The sequence below is a fragment of the Halobacteriovorax sp. RT-1-1 genome (genome assembly GCF_047085455.1).
GTDB lineage: Bacteria > Bdellovibrionota > Bacteriovoracia > Bacteriovoracales > Bacteriovoracaceae > Halobacteriovorax_A.
Window position 1 is genome coordinate 1,108,804 of record NZ_JBKIXZ010000001.1, and the last position, 17,797, is coordinate 1,126,600.

Below are 17,797 nucleotides of genomic sequence, written 5' to 3' on the forward strand. Positions count from 1 at the left end.
ATTTCCACTTGTTACATTCCAATCTTAATGCCTTTTAATCTTTTTAGATAAAGTGCAGATATATTCTGTTTTGGAGTAAAGTAGCTTTTCTTTAAGGAATTCCTGATACAATTATCAAAGTCAGTATCGTACTTCCTTTCTATAAGTTGTTTAGCTCCAGTATAATTTATATGAGGCCGATATTTAAATAGCTGTGCTTCAAAACTAGTAAAATGTAGTGATGTGTAAGGATAATCAATGCAAGCTTCAGAGATTCCTGCACGTATCGGATTTTGGTAAATATAGCGATAAACATTATAGAGATAACTTTGATTTGCCACGATTGACCATTTATAGCGATTGCTAAATTTGTGATTAATTCTATCTGTCTTTTTAGAAATTAAATAACTAATTCTCCAATTGAAATGCATCATAAAACGATCGATATTTTCATCAGGAGTAGTCAGAAGTAAATGATAGTGATTTGACATAAGAACAAAACAGTTTATTTCGACTTTTTCTTTCTCTAGAGCATAAATTAGGGACTCTTTACAAATATCCCAAACTTCATGCATAGGAATGCTAAACCAGTCTTTGTTATTGTTACGAGTCGTAACGTGGTAGGGGAATTCTCCTTGTCGAATTAATTTTTTCTTAGGCATTATTACCTCGCTAAAAAAAATGGCGCATTAAGCGCCATAAGTTGTTACTTAATTTTTTTATAAAGTTGATAATTGATACAAGTTATTAAAGGTATTGTGATAAAAAGTCCTAGACCGAGTGCTAGTGCTCCAAGTAGTGCTAGAGCAATGTAAACAAATACAGCTGCTGTGATGATTTTATAATTGTTTGTAAATATTTTTCTACTTTCTTCTAATAACTCCCATGCACTAGACTTATCATTTTGTTTCTCTAGAGTTAAAGGCATAACAAAAAGATAAGAAGCGAAAAAGTAAAGTCCTGGAAGGATAAAGAGAATAAAACCAAAGAATGTAATCAATGATGACAAGGAGCCGCTAATAAAAATTAGATTGAATTTTTCTTTAGGAATTGCAATGAAATCATAAATTGTAATTTCTTTTTTCGTTTCTGATTTGATGATTGCTGTGTAAAACGATGCTAAAAAAAATGGTGTTAGTAAACCGGAGGCAAATGGGATAATTGAAAGTGCCCATAGTAATAATGAAAAACCTAATGTGAAGCTGCTGTATAACAATGCATTAGATTTATATGTTTGCCATCCACTATCTAGAATTTCTGTTAATTCATTTAATGTTTTTGATTCTTTAAAATTAATTAGTAATTGATTCATTTTTACCTCACTTGTTTTTAGAGGTAATAAGTCTTACACCGATATTGCGCACTTTATTTTCATTTTGATATTAATATTTTTCAAAATGGGGCGCGGGTACATATGAAGATTTCCACTAATAAGTAGTTAGGCACTTGTATTTGGATTGGTTAATTTTCAACTATAAGTCTTTGAATTCTCGATTGGTACCCGCGCCCCTCACAGCGCCCCTCACAGATAAAATAGATTTTGCATATTGAGATGCTTTTTCGATAATGTTGAGGGCGAGGTATGCGCCTAGGAATGCGTCGCCAGCTCCGGTCGAGTCGACCACTGTTTCTAATGGGATTGGGTTGTAGTTTTCAATTTGTTTTTTTGATAACTTGCTAATCGTATCTTTTCCTCTTGTTATCAAAATTTCAATCTCGTGACTCTTTACATAGTCATAGAGAAAGTCTTCGAGAGGATGGCCATTAACTAAGCCGAACTGAGCGAGACTTGCATGTTTTAGATATTTTTCAATATCAATTTCACTAGCATCGTGGAAATCGAAAATGAATTTCGCTTTAGGTGAACAAGCAATAAGTTGATCAATAAACGGAAGGATCTGAGTATATAATGGACAAATGATGTAGCCTTCGAGGGCAGAAATCATGTTCCTTTCTTGCGTTGTTAATGCAAAATCTTCAATTACGCCTGATTGGTATTCTGTAAAATTCTTTTCTCCACTTTCAAGGGTTTCGATAAACTGAATTGGTGTCTTACCACTTCGTTCAAGTGGATGAGCTTGGATGTCTTCTTTTTGGCAATGACTGATGATCTCTTGACCATCACTTGCAGCAGGATAGATAAGGCTTGCTCTTAAATTTGAGTTTCTCTTAAAGTGGGTTGCTACATTTAAGGAGCAGCCGCCAAGAAATTTTTCGTTTGATGTTGAATATACATCAAATCCAGCATCACCAATGAAGGTATACATTATTGTCTAAGCCTTCTTACGATATCCATAAATGGTGCAATCTTTTCATAATCCATACGAGTGTCTGTCATAAGCGCGCTTCCAACGATAGCGCCGTCAAGAGCAGGATAGAGTTCATCTAGATTGTTATGAGAAAGGCCAGAACCAATAATGATTGGAAGATCTGGTGCGCCTTCTTTTGCCTCCATAATTTCTGAAACACTAGGAGCAATTCCTGTTTCGTGCCCTGAAACTACGGCGGCAGCACTCTTGTATTCATAAGCTTCTCGAGCTGATTGGGCAAGAGACTTCTCTTCTAACATCGTCGCATACTTAACCTGAATATCTGTTAAGAGCTGAATGTCATCTGCCGCAATCTTTTTTCGATAATCAAGTAAGCCTTTTGGATCAATTTTCATTTCACCACCGTATTCTTCTCGTGCCATGCGATCGACAAAGTAGTCTGTACGAATAAATGAGTTCCCACCGGCCTTAGCAATTGCAAGTGATGCCTCAGGATCATTGATTAAAAACTCTGAGCCTATAGGGTAGTTACCGGCCTGTCTTTGAACCATGTTGGCCACAACACTCATACTTGCGATGACTTCCTTTGAAGCCTCAACTGTATAAGGTCTGTCATGCTCATTTTCTAAGAGTGCAGCATCAACTCCACACCTTCTTAAGACTTCAAGGTCTTCTAGAGCATAGTCGATGACTTTATTTAGCCCAGGATGACTCGGGTAGCCAAGTAGCGGACGAAGGTAAATAACTGCAATTATTGGTTTTGCCTTAAAGTCTAGCATTTAATCTCTCCATGCATGTGTATTGTCATAGTAAACGACGGGTGATTTAATAGTCCAGCAACATTTTGGGGGATCTATGTTACGTCTAATCACACTTGCGCTAGTGTCAATTTCATCATTTGCTATTTGTCAGAAATGGTCTGGGCCACAGGTCATTGGTAGGCTTGATAATACTGTTTTAAATGAGACGTCAGGAATTGCAATCTCTCAGATTTATGATGATCGTATGTATAACTTAAATGATTCTGGTTCTGGCCCTGAGATTTTTTGGACGACTATTTCTGGAAAGAATACAAAGAAAGTTAAGGTCAACAATTTCAAACCATACGATATGGAAGATATGTCTCTAGGTCCATGTGGCGAGCAGAAGTGTGTTTACATCGCCGACATTGGTGACAATAAGAAGAAGAGAAAGTTCCTTTCTGTCGTAGCTCTTAATGAAGCAAAGCTTAAAGATGATGCCAAAGAGATTGATCCTGAATTTGTTTTGAGATTAGTTTATCCAAATAAAGAAAAGTACGATGCTGAAAGTATGGTTGTTCATCCAAGTGGTGATATTTATATTTTAACTAAAATTGTCGATGAAGAAAATCGTCGTGCAATGCCAGCGAAGCTATTCAAAATCGAAAAAGAAAAAATCCAAGAAGGTGTAAAGAAAGAAGAAAAAATGGAATTAAAGGAAGTTGCAATTATTGATCTTCCATTTCATTTGTATAACTACAATCTTTGGGGAAGGATTGCGACAGCAATGGACATCTCTAAAGATGGGAAAACTCTACTTGTTCTAACTTATGGGGCAGTTTTCGAATTTAATATTGAATTTAATTCGTTAGCGGAATTTAATTCTAGAAAATTAGAAGCAAAGTCTGACTTTAGAATTGTTAGGACAAAAGATCTTCCTCAACAAGAGGCTATCGCATACGGGCCAAAGGATAACGAATTTATCTACACAACTGAAGTTGAATCAGGTGATGGTGTAAGTGAAATTGTTAGGCACGTTTGTGAATAATTACTTTGTAAATAATTTGTAGCCCAGTTGCATTGCTCTTTCAAAAGAACGGATGAAGAGTCTGCGATAAGGTGGTACAAGGTGGCCATCTTCAGGAGAATAAAGGATTTTCGTCTTAAGGTCACCAACGTAATTTGTTCCAACTCGATTTTGAACACTCATGCGAAACTCGTAAGGAAGCTGAACGCCTAGTGCGTAAAGACCAATTTCTTCGAGAAAGACTCTTTCAGAAATTTCCATATATTTGTACATGATTTCTTTATCAAAAGGTTCGATAAAATAAGGAACTGCTAGCCCCGATTTTAGCATCTCATAATTTATGTCCTGACCTTTATACAAGACTGTTCCAAGTAGACGGCGAGTATTAAGATCCCCATCTCTTCCAAGATCAATTGTTACCATACTTCCAATTGGCACAAGACTTCTTAGAAAGTCTCTAGCATCAAGAGATATTTGTCCTTGAGTATTACCATTAAAGTCTACTTCAGGAGTATCAATTCCTAGCATGCGGATATTCTTTTTCTTGCCAAGGAAGTCACTATAAACAGTCATGGTGTCGCCATCATGGATATAGAGGACCTTACCTTCAAAGGATATGGCATAGATCGATAATTGTAGAAGTGCTAGGAGTAGAAGTTTTATTTTTGTCATAATGCTTTGTAATAAAATAAAGTAGTTATGAATAGGTGCCAGATAAGATTTACTTGCTTCGGTGAGTGTCTAACTTGCTGAAAATACGATAACTGGCCAAGAGTTTTACATATAATTACTATCTGGATTTTACGAAGTTTTACTTACGAGTGCTCTCTTTTGCTACATTCTTTACATGAGAAATATTCCTTTATGTATTGCCCTGTTAATTTCACTTACTTCTTGTTCCCAAAGAGCGATGGAAGTTAAAACACAAGCGAATGCCATTATTGGTGGAGAGTCCCTAGCGATTCAAGCAGAGGAACTCAAATATACGGTTGCTATAACTAAAGAAAATGATCTGGATAAATCGTTTTGTACTGGAAGCCTCATTTCTAAGAATCACATTATTACCGCTGCCCATTGTTTGATTGGCTCTTCTTTTAAGAATATGCAAGTTGCCTTTGTTTCTAACAGTACTAAATTTATTAATATCAAAGAAGTCCACTTGGCACAGGATACTTTGCTAAGAATGCATAACCTTGAATCAGTAAGAGGAGACTTTGGGCATAACTTTGATATCGCTATTCTTGAATTGGAAGAAGAAGCTCCACAGAGTGCTGAAGTTATAGAAATTCTTGATCCTTTGGAAAGTGATAAGATTTTAAATAGAAAGATTAAGCTTACTGGCTTTGGTCAAGATGCTAATGGAGTTGTTGGTAGGGCCAAGAAGGTTGAAGTAAGAGCAATGGATATAAGGCGCAATCTTTTAGAGCGCTCAATTCTACTTTATGAAGACGACAACGGAGCTTGTCGTGGTGACTCTGGTGGTCCTGCCACGGTTATGATTGATGATAAAACTTACTTAGTTGGGGCGACTCAAGGGTATGCTAAAGCAGCTTTTGATGGTGTTGAGGATCTCGATTGCTCTTCAGGAAAGGGGATGTATACATTCTTACCAGACTATAAGGCATGGATTGAAAGTGTAATTAATAAAACAGAATATAACCCTTCTGATTTTGATTATCATCCATTTGAGTTTGCACAAAATGAAAGAGAAAACTCATCTGAATTAGAATGTGATAATTTAAGCTCTTTAAGCATTGCTCGTTGGCAGGGACTTTATACGTATGCCTCTCGAGTTATCGGTAATTTTAAATGTGATTCGATGAATGCTTGGTTCTCTAAAACAATTTCATATTCGGAGAAGCCTAGTAGTAAGGCGGAATTTATTCAAGGAAAATGGAGGATTGTTGGAAATTATTATTTCTTAAGATTCTTTTCTAACTTAGAAGAGGTAACAATAGATCAGTCTATGCGTATTACAAGACGAGATCAAATGGTTTTAGGTGTAAGCTCAAATGTGATCTATTTAAATAATTACTATCATGACTTTGTGATCGGAGATAGTGTAAGAAAGCTTTCTCTTTCTGGAGGGAAGCTTTCAAGCGAAAATTACAAAGCCTTGGACGATAGAGCAGACTTTCTACTTAAAAAAGTTAGTGTGGATGAGTAAGGCGATAGAAGTTGTCTCTTGCTAGTCCACTGCTTAAAATTGTTCCCACTCTAAGAAATGTAACACCATCATAATTTCCAAAGTAAAGGGCATCGGCGATATTATCCCATGCTCTTTGCGAGTATAAAGTCCCTGCCAATGCATTCTCCCCGAGAATCCTTACTCCTTGTCGATTTGCTTCTTGAGCAACCCAAAACACAAGGGCCTTAGCATAACTTTGGGCATGTGTAGGTCCATCAAAATTATCCATCTCCAAGCAAGTGAAGTGAAAGTTGATATTGTAAAAATTTTTCTCGGCCTTAAGTTCGTTAACAAGACCAATGATACGGTTATAGCCATGACCTGTATTATCGCTATAAATATCATTATCTGTAGAGATTAAGCCTGCGTTTAACTCTGCTAGGCGATCCCCTCCAGGCGCCACACGCCAGTGGATTCCTGGTACTTTAAAACCTAGTTGAATATGTGAGTGCATTCTAAAGACGTCAATGGCCGCAGATAGTATGCGCTTTCCATGCTGTTTTAAGCTATTAGAATACCACTGATAAAAATCCTTCCCATATTGAGTATACTGTTCGTTATTTGAAAAAAAGAAATTCGGATTTGGTGGGAAAACTTGTGTGAATTTTTGTAATCCAAAACCCCACGCATTATTTAAGGCATTAACACTCTTATATTTTTCTTTTATTGCATTTTGAAAGCTTTCAATTGCTGGATTTGAGTAGGCTTGAATTGCTCCTCTTGTCGGATATCCTGTGCCATAATCGTGGGAGTTATAAGAAGGGTAACGAAGCTCTCCTGCAGGGCCAAGGCTAATATTAATTTCATAAATTTGATTCATCTTGTGACCAAAGTGATAATTAAACGAGTGCATGACATCGTAAAATTCTCCGATGGCATTTTTAGTTGTCCACACAGATAGAAATTCTTTTGAGTAATTACCTTGCTCTGATTTTGACATGGCATCTTGTCCGTATTTTTTCCAAAGCCAATTTGGAATAGGGACGTTACATGTATCTCCAACATTACCACCACATTGATGGAATGAAAGAATTGGAACCCACTTTAGACCTGCTTGAATAATTAAATCACTTAAGAGCTGATAGTATTGCCAATCAAATTGGTTATCATTTTTTTCAACTAATCCCCACCAAATATCTGTACTGACACCTGTTGCCCCCAGGGCCTTTATTTCATGTAACTGTCTTTTAAAGTCTTCAATTTGATATTTGGAATAATCAGAGTTTAAATTATTTGGATCACCTACAAGTAGAGGTGCCATAACATTAAAAACTTTTGCATACGTCGTAAGACTTAGAAATAGGGTAGTGATTATGATTTTCATGGATGCTTTATACTCTAGAAAATTTATCTAGAGTAGTTGTGTTGTATAAATTACTAAACGCTAAGCTGTTGAATTTATTGAAGCGATTTTGCATGTCGAATTTTATTGCCAATTAAATTTTTATGAATAGAATGGCCTTCGGTTTTTACATGTTGAAGGTTTTGTGAATTTAAATAAAGAGATCTCTAAGCATATCGAATCAATCTTTGAAGAGTCTGCAAAGACTTTCTCTAGCTATCAATTGACCAAGGAACTACCTTGCCTTAGTGGGTGTGGAGCATGTTGCTTGAGTCAGGAAATATCTGCTTCAACTTCAGAAATGTTACCTAGTGCATTCCGTCTACTTAATGACGAGGGAATTGAGAGAGTTGAAGAGTTGTTAGATGAACTTGAAGGGACTCCTTCTAAAACTTGTGTCTTCTACCATCGTAACTCTGAAGATGGGACTAAAGGTTATTGTATGAATTATTCAACAAGGCCGGCAGTCTGTCGCTCATTTGGTGTTGCTGCTTACCGAGACAAGAACGGGGGCAAAACAATGAGTATATGTAAGCGCTTAAAAGAAGCGTATCCTGAGGAAGTAAAGAAGTTAGACCCAAACGATGCACCAGTAATAGGTGACTTTGCTAAGCAAATATATCTCTTGGGACAAAGTTCAGATGCTAAGTTAATGCATATTAATGAAGCGCTTTATGAAGCTTTAAAGAAAGTGTGGCTAGGCCACACTTATGATTCTAGTGAAGATTCTTAGTTTCTTCAATTTTATGGATGAAATGCTTGATAACAATTTCATAAAGCTCGTCGCCAATTAATTCGTCTTCAACTCCAAAATCGAGGTTTGGATTATCGTTGACCTCAACGACATAAGCTTTCTTTCCGTCATCTTTAATATCGACGCCAAAGAGTCCATCACCAATTTTTGCACAGGCCTTTGTCGCAGTATCGATTACATATTGTGGAACATCCTCGATCGCTAAACACAGCGAATCTCCTGAGCTATCTTCTTCACCACTTGCGTGATTATAGATCTGCCAATGTTCCTTACTCATAAAGTACTTACAAGCATAGAAAGGCTTTTTGTTAATCACTCCAATTCGCCAGTCAAAATCTGTATAAAGGAACTCTTGAACTAAAATAAGAGCTGACTTATGTAGAAAGTCTTTTAGGCCTTCTTTTAATTCCTCTCTAGTTTCTACTTTTGTCACACCAATTGAAAAACTTCCATCTGGAATCTTTAAAACCATTGGTAACTTCAGCGTTTCAACAAGAAGGTTAAGTGTTGCTTCGTTGTAGTCACTAACAATTTCACTCTTAATCGTATTTATGCCATTCTTCTTAAAGAGGTTGTGTAGATAGATCTTATTCGTACACTTCAAAATAGCATTTGGATCATCAATGACAATAAGTCCTTCATCAACAGCAGTTTTTGCAAATGCATAGGTAGGATTTACTAGAGATGTTGTTGTACGAATAAAAAGAGCATCAAATTCGTTGATTCGTGCAAGGTCGTACTTAGAAATTGTTTCAACATAGAGTCCATTCTTATTACCAATCTCGATGAACTTCTTGATTGCTTCTGGGTTACTAGGAGGAAGCTTCTCTTTATCATCCACTAGGATTGCTAAATCATATTTGTATTGCTTCCTCGCATTTGGAAGACGCCAAATACGATTGTTAAATTTCTCTAGATGATCAGCGAAGAATGTCTCTTGTGTTTCACTGAGATCAGAAATATGAACAGGTACGATTGAGTTAATCTTCCAAATCTTATTAAAGGCCAAGCGTACTTCAAAAATAGGGACAGGGTAGTTATTAAAAATTACCTTACCAATATTCCTAAAGAGCTTCTCTTTGGTTTCACCAAAGAAGACTCGAAAAGCAATTGAGCGAACTTCCTCTTTATTGTCGATATACTTCGTTGCCACCTCTTGTGCCAAACTTTGTAGTTCGTCGAGATCATAAGTGTAGTGCTTCTTCTTACAAAGGTCGTTAATAGTCTTCACAGTAGGCATGACTTTATGGCCTCTTGCTTCTGCTATAAGAGAAGTGTAGTAGCCAAGAGATAAGTACTTGGAAGAGTTACATAGGTTCAAAACTCTTAAGTTTTTAAGTTGTTGGTACTCTTCTTTTGATAAGTAGTCCTTGGCCGTAATGACCTGGTCAGTTGGGAAGTAGGGTTGCCAATCTTTTAGACGGTCAACGATGACAACAAGTTTTTCCATCTTTTTTTATCTCCACATAAAAATAAAGATATTTTTTTACACAAGAATAATATAAATTATTAAAAAAAAGCGAGAGTTTTTTATGCATATTTTTAGAGATGCAACCTTAGAAGATCTGAACGCACTCCTTGCAATTGAAGAGGAGTCATTTGATGGCGATCGCCTGAGCGCCACGAATTTTAAATACGCCATTACCAAGTCTCATGGGGCCTTAAAAGTTATCCTTGTTAACAAGGTAATTGCTGGCTATATCCTAGTTCTTTTTCACAGAGGGACTTCTTTAGGACGTATTTACTCAATTGCTATAAGTAAAGCCCATCAAGGGCAGGGGCTAGCAAAAAAACTTATGTTATTGGCCGAGAAAGTGGGTTTGGAACACTCATGTTCATATTTGCGCCTTGAGGTTAAACGCACTAATAAGGGGGCCATTTCTCTTTATGAAAAGTTAGGATATAAAGAATTTAAGATAAAACATGACTATTATGAGGATCATCAAGATGCTCTTTGCTATGAGAAGAGGATCCGTAAAGCTCCGCTCAAGGCAAAGAGAAATATCCCTTATTATCAACAAACGACAGACTTCACTTGTGGACCGAGTGCACTGATGATGGCACTTCGCTTTTTACGTCCAAAAATTAAGCTTAATCAAGAGTTAGAGTTAGATCTATGGCGTGAGGCCACAACCATTTATATGGCTTCTGGCCATGGTGGATGTGGCCCTCATGGGATTGCTCTTGCAGCCGCGAATCGCGGCCTTAAAACTGAAATTTACATCAATAGAAAGTCATCCCTTTTTACTGACACAGTACGGGATAAGAAGAAAAAACAGGTGATTGAGCTAGTTCAAAGTAATTTTGAAAAGAAACTCAAGGAAGTAGGTGTAAAAACTCACTTTAAAAATTATGGCATCAGCAAAATCCGTGAGATAATAGAAGGCGGAGGATTGGCCTTAGTTTTAATTAGTGCCTATCGATTGACGGAGACGAAAGTTCCGCATTGGATTGTCATAACTAATATTGATGACGAGTTTATTTATTTTAATGATCCTGATTTGAAAGATAATCAAGATAAGGTCGATAATATAAACATCCCTGTAGGTATTGATGAGTTTGAAAAAATGGCAAAATATGGAAGTGGACAGTTGAAATGTGTTATTTCACTATTTCCATAAATTAGGTATTGGTGACTTATGAATAAGAAAATGGGTGTCCTAAAAGTATATCGTATTTTTGATATCGCTCACGAAGTCAAATTAGACAAAGCTTATGAAAAGCTCAAAAGTCTTACTATCTTAAAAAAGTTTAGCTTAAATAGACCTTCTAAAAATATGCTATTTCAAGATCCTCCTTTGGTGGTTTTCTTAGGAGATCATTCAATCGAAAATATGAAAGTTGCTGTAACTGTTAAACTTTGGAGTTATGGTGCGCTTTCTTTTTCTGTTGATATCGAATGTCCTTTCTTTGTTGAGAAGAAGGAGCTTATTGAATGGGTAGAGAATTGGTCTCAGGGAGACTCTGTAGAGAACTTCTGTCGAGAACGAATCAACTTCTTTGTGGAGTCGTTAGGGGATTCTCTTATTAAGCCTAAGACTTGGGAACAAAGTGAAGAGTATAGTATTTTCGTTACTTCTCCAAAATATCATAATAAGGATTATTGGCTAGAAGACTCTTTTGTTTATCAGTTATTAGCAATGGAAAAGAACGTAAAGCTTAGTCCGGCCATGCTCGCTCCGGTTATCGATTGTACGATATCGTATGGACCGGATGATCTAGTGGCAATCGATTGGGATAATGCATTCGTTTATTCTGAAGTTGATGGACATGATATTTGTGATGTTATTGAATTTGCAAATATACAGCTCCTAGAACTTCGCTACTTTGATGATCTTCTTGATAAGAAGCTTTCAGGTTTATATCGCCAAGTCGTGGAAAAAAATCCTTCTGTCTTTAGTAAAATTTCTGTCTTAGCTAAGGATGCAAGTCAGTTATATTTTGAAACAAGTGAACTTGTCGATCGAATTGAGAATTCCGTTAAGGTTATTGGAGATATTTACTATGCACGCTTATTTCGTATTTGTTTGAAGCGTTTACAAGTAGAACAATGGCAATCTCTTGTGGATCAAAAACTAAAAAACTTACTTGATGTTTCACAAATGTATATGGCAGAAGTAAATAACCATAAAAGTCATTTGATGGAAATTGTCATCATTGTTCTTATTGCTATTGAAGTTATACCATTCGTATACAATATTATTTTAAAGCTTATGTGACTTTAGGATCTGATCGATTTTACTCGCAAATATGAAGTCACTTTCCACAAGATCATCTATCTTATGTGTCCATAAGTCGACTCTTAGTTTTCCAAAACTTATATACAGATCAGGATGATGCCACTGCTCATCCGCAACCTTTGCTATTTCATTTGCAATGGCCATTGGTTGCTCAAACTTTTCACATGTTAGATCAAGACACAAGCGCTTCTTATCATTTGAAAAGCTCCAACGTGGATCAATCTGGTCTTTTAGTTGTAGCTTTTCATCAAGTGGGAGAGGTGGAACTCCGCCTTGACATGGAATACAGCTTTTTTCACTTAATATTGTCATATATTCTCCTACCCAATAACGATTAGAAATTTATAAGTTCGTAGAGGTCTATTGCTGGCTCTTCATACGGATGAGCCTTTCTTAGTGCCTTAATGACATCTTCAATTTTATCATCAGGACAAATGGTTTCAACTTTAAGTTCTATAACTTTCTCAAGCTCTCCACCTTTTCCGATATGTGGATTTGCTTCTAGATTAGGTCTAAATTGTCCTATACCCTCTACTTCAAACGAGCAACGATCATAATTTCCAATTGTTCCTGCTCCAGCATCAAATACCGCATTTTTTACCACTTCTGCATTGGCTTTCGGTACGAAGAAAACTAACTTTTTCATTATCCCTCTTGTTATTCTTGATTCAAGTTACTCTATTTAAGTTTTCGAAGAACTTTACCAAGTACTTTTGTAATTTTATTTTCCTGATCTTCTTTTCTTTTTACAAGATATATTGGTTGCTTAGTCGAATCAAGTTTAGAAATCTTTATTTCATGAAGTTTAAATTCACTTTTCACATTCTTATTGTGTAGATCAACTAGAAAAGTCGGAAAATAGCCAACTGCTAAGCTTGATCGTGATATTGATAAGGCCGTCTCAAGTAAACTTACACGGTATTTGATAAATCGCTTTATTCTTCCATCTGGCCAACCATCAAGTCCTTGCGCCCTTGTTGGAGTATCATTTACAGAAGTAAGAGGAGCGACAAAAGGTAGAAGTTCAAAATCGATTTTTTCACTTATATTTTTCTTTATAAATTTTTCTGTACCATAGAGTCCCATTTGAACGTGACCTATTTTTAAATGATCAAGTTGATGATGAGGAACTGGAATATAAGTCAGGCCGTAATCGACATTACCATTGATGATAGACTCTTCAATTTTTCCAGGTGTTAATTCGCGTATCTCAACTTGAATATCGTCACCAAGTTGAGTCATGATATCTGGTGCTAAGTAAGTAGAAAAAACTTCAAAGGTACCAATCCGACAAATTGTTTCAACTTTAATTTGTTCTTGATTGGCCAGTTGTAAAAGCCTTTCTTCCTCTAGTAATAGTCGATCAATCTCTTGGGCAATTCGCAATCCCGCCTGTGTGATTTTTATACCACGTCCGTCTTTTGTAATGAGATCAACACCAAGCTCTTGCTCCAAGCTTTTGATTGATTTTGAAAGCCCTGCATGAGATATCCCAAGAATTTGCGCGGCTTCTCTCATATTTTTGGTCTGTACAATTGATTTAAAATGTCTGATTTTATTGGTATCCATTAGTTACCAAAGATATATTAATATTCACTTTTGTTCAATAAATTACTTTTGTATATTGTCTCCAACAGTAAAGGAGGAATATATGTATGCGAAATTATTGATATTAAAACTTACTCTTCTTATGTCCATAGGGGCAAGTTTTGGAATGAAGGCCTATGCTCAAGAGGCACCAGCAAATCTAATTTGCAGAAGCGCTTCTGGTTCATCAGTTGGATGTTGGTCATCATTTTACAGTTTCTTTTACGAGAATAATCAATTTAGTTTCACTAAAGAATTATCCACGCCATCGGGAAGAATGTGTGGATGGCCTCCTTACGGTACTCAAGTATTAGCGAAGGGAAGAATTGAGTTCTATAGTTCAACTAATGCTCGTATTTATACAAGTACAGATAAAGATGAGTTAGAAATTGGAGAAGTTATAATCGAGGGAAGTCGAGTAGAGTTGTCTTTATATGATGATGAATTGATTGTCCTTGATAATTGTCGCTCCTATAAATAGTAAACCCTGACCAATATCATAAAAATAATTGAGTTCGGTTCATTAATTTGTTTTGCAAACTGACGAGGAGTAAGAGGTATTTAGGAGGAAATCTAATGATTAGTCTAAAAGAGAGAATCAAATACTTCTTTTCTGCGTCAGTTTATTCAGTTTTATCTTCAGCGGTTTTTGTTGTTCTGTTATTTGCAGTGACACTTCCGTCGATTAACACAACAGCTCGTAATGGAAAGAATGAAAGTGTTAAAGTTGCGATTCATAATGCATATAGTATGGTTAAGTATCTTTATGATGAATCACAAGAGGGGAAGATTACAGAAGCACAAGCAAAGCTTCATGCTAAAAACCTTCTTCAGGCGCTACGTTTTGATGGAAAGAATTATTTCTTTGTAAGTGATAAGAATCTTAATGTTGTTGCTCATGGTGCAGACCCATATAAAGTTGGAAATAATATGGCCAAGTATCAAGACGGTAAGGGAACATTTCTTTATAAGGAATTTCTAAAGATTGGTCTTGAAAAAGGGGAAGGCCAACTAACTTATTATCGTGCTCGAAAGAAAGAAGGTGATGTAATTGAAAAAACATCTTATATCAAATATTTCGAACCATGGGGTTGGGTAATTGGAACAGGTGTCTATCTAGATGATGTTAATGTCGCAGTTTTTGAAGCTAAAAAGAGCACTCTAATTGGTCTTATGATTTGTGTTGCTATTGCTCTTGGCCTTTCTTTGTGGAATGCGCACTCAATGTATGCAAATTTCATTGCTCCAATTAAGTCAGTCATTAGAAACCTTAAACAAGAATATGTAGAGCTAGAGAGAATCGCTAATAATATTAACTCTAGTTCGAGACAAATTCTTGATGTTTCAAGTAAGCAAACTGACTCTGTGGATAATGTTGCTGCGGCCATAACTGAAATAAAGTCTATGGTTGACTCAACAAGGGACAATGCTGATCGATCAAGTGGTCTTGCTAAACATACAGCAAATATTTCAAATGAGTCTAAAGAAAAAATTCTAAGACTTGTGCAGTCTTTTGATATCATCAAAAAAGATAACGAAGAGGTAATTCAAGTCATTAGAGACAATAGTGTTCAGTTAAATGATATCTCGAATACAATCAATGATATTCAAGAAAAGACTGAAGTTATTAGTGATATCGTTTTTCAGACAAAGCTTTTATCTTTCAATGCTTCGGTCGAGGCTGCAAGAGCTGGAGAGCACGGAAAGGGATTTAGTGTTGTGGCAGAAGAAATTGGGGGACTTGCTAAGGTTAGTGGAGAGTCAGCAATTGAGATCGCTACAATAATTGATGAATCAACTCGTCGAGTGAAAGAGTTAACTGATATGACGACAAAGACTGTTGAAAATCTCGTTCAAGTAACAGAGAAAGATTTGCTCGAAGGGCAAAAGTTAATGGCCGATTGTCGTGATGCTCTTGAAGAGTTGGTTGGTCAGTCAATGGAGTCCTCAAGTATGTGTAATGAAATCCTAGGTGCTCTTTCTGAACAAGAAAATGGTATCGCAGATGTTAATACTTCGATTAATACTCTAAATGAGTCGCAATGGCAGCTAAAGAGTTCACAGGAGTCTTCAGCTCGTGAAGTTGAAGATCTAGTTAAGAAGAGTGAACAAATTAAAACAGCAGTTGAGAAATTAGAAAAAATCGCAGCATAACAAGCTAGTAATTGATTCAAATGGCCCTTATAATAGGGCCATGAATCGAAAAATTTATCTCTTTGACTATTTCACTGTAATTGAATCCGAATCACTAAATGTTGAGTTTCATTCTCATATTGCTCAACAGTTGTCTTTCTCCCTAGATTCTTGTCCTTTAAAATATGAGACGGAAGAAGGCGTGTTTGAAAAGAGATTTATTTACCTGCCTTCTTTAACAAAGCACAGATTCCTAAGTGAAAGCTGCCACAATTTAACGATTCTCATTGATGAAGAAGCCAGCTTCAAACTTGATGTTGAACATATTGATACTAGAGTTCTAAAACTTGAAACGATCAATCGCAAGAGTGTCGAAAGCTTTCTTAAACAACTTGGCCTAATATCTAATAAAGAATTGGATGAGAGAATTATCAAGCTATTTCAAATGATTAAAGATTATGAGAACCTTGATGAAGTAAAGTTAAAGGATTTTGCAAACTCGCTTGCACTTTCGGAAAGTCGTCTTTTACATCTATTTAAAGAAGAGGTTGGTGTAACATTTAGAAAGTATATTCTTTGGCAAAAGCTTAAGAGGGCGGTTGATGCACAAGCAGAAGGTCGAAATATTACGGACATTGCCATCGCTGCTGGCTTTAGTGATTCTGCACATTTCTCAAAGTTTTTTAAACAAAGTTTTGGTCTTTCACCAAAAAAAATTTTTAAAAATAGCCAGTTTATACAAGAATAAAATATCCAAGATTCGTATTATCTTCTTAAGGAGAATATATGAAATCAAAGTTACTCGATCTTAATCACCCCGATATAATCAAATTGAAAGATGAAATTCTAGAGCTTTCTCGAGACGAATCTCAAATCATAGGAGCTTGCTACCGTTATGTTAGAGATGAGATTAATTTTGGCAATAACTCAAGTGATGATATTACAGCATCTCAAGTATTACGTGACGGCTACGGTCAGTGCAATACCAAGGCAACACTACTGATGAGTTTACTGACTTCCTGTGGGATTGAGAATAGGCTTCATGGTTTTACGATTGACAAAAAACTACAATACGGAGCAGTTACAGGATTTTTTTATACAATCGCTCCTCGTGAAATTCTTCATAGCTGGGTCGAAGTGAAGTATCAAGGGCAATGGTATAACCTTGAGGGCTTTATTCTCGATTCTGACTACCTGACAGCTATTCAAAAGATGGCCGGTAAGGATGTTCGTTCGTTTTGTGGCTACGGAGTTGCTTGTAAAGATTTACAGAATCCTGAAGTCGATTGGAAAGGTGGAAACTCAACTTATATTCAAAAGGAAGGGATCGTAAGAGATTTGGGATTATATGAAACACCAGATGAGTTTTATCAAAAATATGGAACAAACCCTAAAGGAATAAAAAAATTCTTCTATAAATATTTTATTCGCTTCTTGATGAATAAAAATGTTAGTGACATAAGAAATAGACCTGCTTAACGCAGGTCTTACTTATAAAATTTCATTTAACTTTGAAGTGATTTTTTCATCAGTTGGAGCAATATCAGGAAAGTAGCGCTCTACAATTTCACCATTCGAATTTAGAAGAAACTTTTCAAAGTTCCAGTGAATATCATGCTCTTGGCCTGTGATAAGTCCTTTACTAGTTAGAAGTTGCTCAAAGTCAGGCTTATCATTTCTTACAGCATCTTTTTTTGTTTCAGTAAGGGCCTTGTATAGAGGATGTTGACCTTCACCTTTAACAATGATCTTTTCATTTACTGGAAATGTCACGTTGTACTCAAGAGAGCAGAATTGCTGGATTTCTTCATTGCTTCCAGGTTCTTGTCCAAGGAATTCATTTGCTGGGAACGCAAGAATCTCAAGTCCCTTGTCTTTGTATTCTGAATATAATTTCTGTAATCCTTCATATTGTGGTGTTAGGCCACATTTTGAAGCAACATTAACGATGAGGTATGCTTTTGCATTAAAGTCAGGGATCGTCTTTGTAAGACCTTTTGCATCTTTAAATTGAATTGTATTTAGATTTGTACTCAT

At 36.2% G+C, this 17,797-nt stretch carries 20 protein-coding genes; 9 read left to right on the forward strand and 11 right to left on the reverse strand.

Annotation, left to right across the window (positions count from 1 at the left end):
* Positions 1-11: 11 nt before the first annotated feature.
* The 4 genes from ACMAWV_RS05525 to ACMAWV_RS05540 form a co-directional block, all read right to left on the reverse strand.
* On the reverse strand, positions 12-641 hold the full coding sequence (locus ACMAWV_RS05525) for a transposase (protein WP_392991239.1): 630 nt from the start codon (positions 639-641) through the stop codon (positions 12-14).
* A 44-nt stretch (positions 642-685) separates the two neighbouring features.
* Entirely contained in the window at positions 686-1,291 is a 606-nt protein-coding gene (locus ACMAWV_RS05530) for a hypothetical protein (protein WP_412469787.1), read from the reverse strand.
* A gap of 160 nt (positions 1,292-1,451) precedes the next feature.
* Positions 1,452-2,246: a PfkB family carbohydrate kinase gene (locus tag ACMAWV_RS05535; protein WP_412469786.1), complete on the reverse strand. Its 795-nt coding sequence runs from the start codon at positions 2,244-2,246 to the stop codon at positions 1,452-1,454.
* Complete coding sequence (locus ACMAWV_RS05540) at positions 2,246-3,028, reverse strand: BtpA/SgcQ family protein (protein WP_412469785.1); 783 nt, start codon at positions 3,026-3,028, stop codon at positions 2,246-2,248. The genes ACMAWV_RS05535 and ACMAWV_RS05540 overlap by 1 nt, the downstream gene beginning before the upstream one ends.
* A 76-nt stretch (positions 3,029-3,104) precedes the next feature.
* Here ACMAWV_RS05540 and ACMAWV_RS05545 point away from each other — a divergent pair, with 76 nt between their 5' ends.
* Entirely contained in the window at positions 3,105-4,037 is a 933-nt protein-coding gene (locus tag ACMAWV_RS05545; RefSeq protein WP_412469784.1) for a hypothetical protein, read from the forward strand.
* Here the strand turns inward: ACMAWV_RS05545 and ACMAWV_RS05550 are convergent, their stop codons facing one another.
* Positions 4,038-4,688 carry a thermonuclease family protein gene (locus ACMAWV_RS05550; RefSeq protein ID WP_412469783.1) on the reverse strand — a complete coding sequence of 217 codons (651 nt, stop codon included), beginning with the start codon at positions 4,686-4,688 and terminating at the stop codon, positions 4,038-4,040.
* A gap of 175 nt (positions 4,689-4,863) precedes the next feature.
* On the opposite strand from ACMAWV_RS05550, the gene ACMAWV_RS05555 reads away from it, so the two are divergent.
* Positions 4,864-6,183 (forward strand): S1 family peptidase, encoded by a 1,320-nt coding sequence (locus ACMAWV_RS05555; RefSeq protein ID WP_412469782.1) that lies wholly within the window; start codon positions 4,864-4,866, stop codon positions 6,181-6,183.
* Here ACMAWV_RS05555 and ACMAWV_RS05560 read toward each other — a convergent pair.
* The gene (locus tag ACMAWV_RS05560; RefSeq protein WP_412469781.1) at positions 6,167-7,528 is read right to left on the reverse strand and encodes a family 14 glycosylhydrolase; all 1,362 of its coding nucleotides are present in this window, start codon (positions 7,526-7,528) and stop codon (positions 6,167-6,169) included. The genes ACMAWV_RS05555 and ACMAWV_RS05560 overlap by 17 nt on opposite strands.
* 163 nt (positions 7,529-7,691) lie before the next feature.
* Between ACMAWV_RS05560 and ACMAWV_RS05565 the strand changes: the two genes are divergently transcribed.
* Complete coding sequence (locus ACMAWV_RS05565) at positions 7,692-8,279, forward strand: YkgJ family cysteine cluster protein (RefSeq protein ID WP_412469780.1); 588 nt, start codon at positions 7,692-7,694, stop codon at positions 8,277-8,279.
* Here the strand turns inward: ACMAWV_RS05565 and ACMAWV_RS05570 are convergent.
* Positions 8,263-9,750 (reverse strand): RimK family protein, encoded by a 1,488-nt coding sequence (locus tag ACMAWV_RS05570; RefSeq protein WP_103216659.1) that lies wholly within the window; start codon positions 9,748-9,750, stop codon positions 8,263-8,265. The two genes, ACMAWV_RS05565 and ACMAWV_RS05570, sit on opposite strands and share 17 nt — an antisense overlap.
* Before the next feature lie 82 nt (positions 9,751-9,832).
* Here ACMAWV_RS05570 and ACMAWV_RS05575 point away from each other — a divergent pair, with 82 nt between their 5' ends.
* Both ACMAWV_RS05575 and ACMAWV_RS05580 read left to right on the forward strand, forming a co-directional pair.
* Complete coding sequence (locus tag ACMAWV_RS05575) at positions 9,833-10,921, forward strand: GNAT family N-acetyltransferase/peptidase C39 family protein (RefSeq protein ID WP_412462841.1); 1,089 nt, start codon at positions 9,833-9,835, stop codon at positions 10,919-10,921.
* A gap of 18 nt (positions 10,922-10,939) precedes the next feature.
* Positions 10,940-12,019, forward strand: coding sequence for a hypothetical protein (locus ACMAWV_RS05580; RefSeq protein ID WP_103216661.1), 1,080 nt, complete (start codon positions 10,940-10,942; stop codon positions 12,017-12,019).
* Here ACMAWV_RS05580 and ACMAWV_RS05585 read toward each other — a convergent pair.
* From ACMAWV_RS05585 to ACMAWV_RS05595, 3 genes are read right to left on the reverse strand one after another with little or no spacing between them, the layout of a single operon-like run.
* Positions 12,005-12,352 carry a 4a-hydroxytetrahydrobiopterin dehydratase gene (locus tag ACMAWV_RS05585; RefSeq protein WP_412469779.1) on the reverse strand — a complete coding sequence of 116 codons (348 nt, stop codon included), beginning with the start codon at positions 12,350-12,352 and terminating at the stop codon, positions 12,005-12,007. The genes ACMAWV_RS05580 and ACMAWV_RS05585 overlap by 15 nt on opposite strands.
* A gap of 22 nt (positions 12,353-12,374) precedes the next feature.
* Positions 12,375-12,686 (reverse strand): NGG1p interacting factor NIF3, encoded by a 312-nt coding sequence (locus ACMAWV_RS05590; protein ID WP_412469778.1) that lies wholly within the window; start codon positions 12,684-12,686, stop codon positions 12,375-12,377.
* A gap of 32 nt (positions 12,687-12,718) precedes the next feature.
* Positions 12,719-13,609, reverse strand: coding sequence for a LysR family transcriptional regulator (locus tag ACMAWV_RS05595; RefSeq protein WP_412469777.1), 891 nt, complete (start codon positions 13,607-13,609; stop codon positions 12,719-12,721).
* An 82-nt stretch (positions 13,610-13,691) separates the two neighbouring features.
* Here ACMAWV_RS05595 and ACMAWV_RS05600 point away from each other — a divergent pair, with 82 nt between their 5' ends.
* From ACMAWV_RS05600 to ACMAWV_RS05615, 4 genes are all read left to right on the forward strand, one after another.
* Complete coding sequence (locus tag ACMAWV_RS05600) at positions 13,692-14,108, forward strand: hypothetical protein (protein ID WP_412469776.1); 417 nt, start codon at positions 13,692-13,694, stop codon at positions 14,106-14,108.
* A 95-nt stretch (positions 14,109-14,203) separates the two neighbouring features.
* Positions 14,204-15,781, forward strand: coding sequence for a methyl-accepting chemotaxis protein (locus ACMAWV_RS05605; protein WP_412469775.1), 1,578 nt, complete (start codon positions 14,204-14,206; stop codon positions 15,779-15,781).
* Positions 15,782-15,821: 40 nt separating this feature from the next.
* Complete coding sequence (locus ACMAWV_RS05610; protein ID WP_412469774.1) at positions 15,822-16,508, forward strand: helix-turn-helix domain-containing protein; 687 nt, start codon at positions 15,822-15,824, stop codon at positions 16,506-16,508.
* Between the two features lie 38 nt (positions 16,509-16,546).
* Entirely contained in the window at positions 16,547-17,239 is a 693-nt protein-coding gene (locus tag ACMAWV_RS05615; RefSeq protein ID WP_412469773.1) for a transglutaminase-like domain-containing protein, read from the forward strand.
* A 12-nt stretch (positions 17,240-17,251) separates the two neighbouring features.
* Here ACMAWV_RS05615 and ACMAWV_RS05620 read toward each other — a convergent pair whose 3' ends face one another.
* On the reverse strand, positions 17,252-17,797 hold the full coding sequence (locus tag ACMAWV_RS05620) for a glutathione peroxidase (protein ID WP_103216669.1): 546 nt from the start codon (positions 17,795-17,797) through the stop codon (positions 17,252-17,254).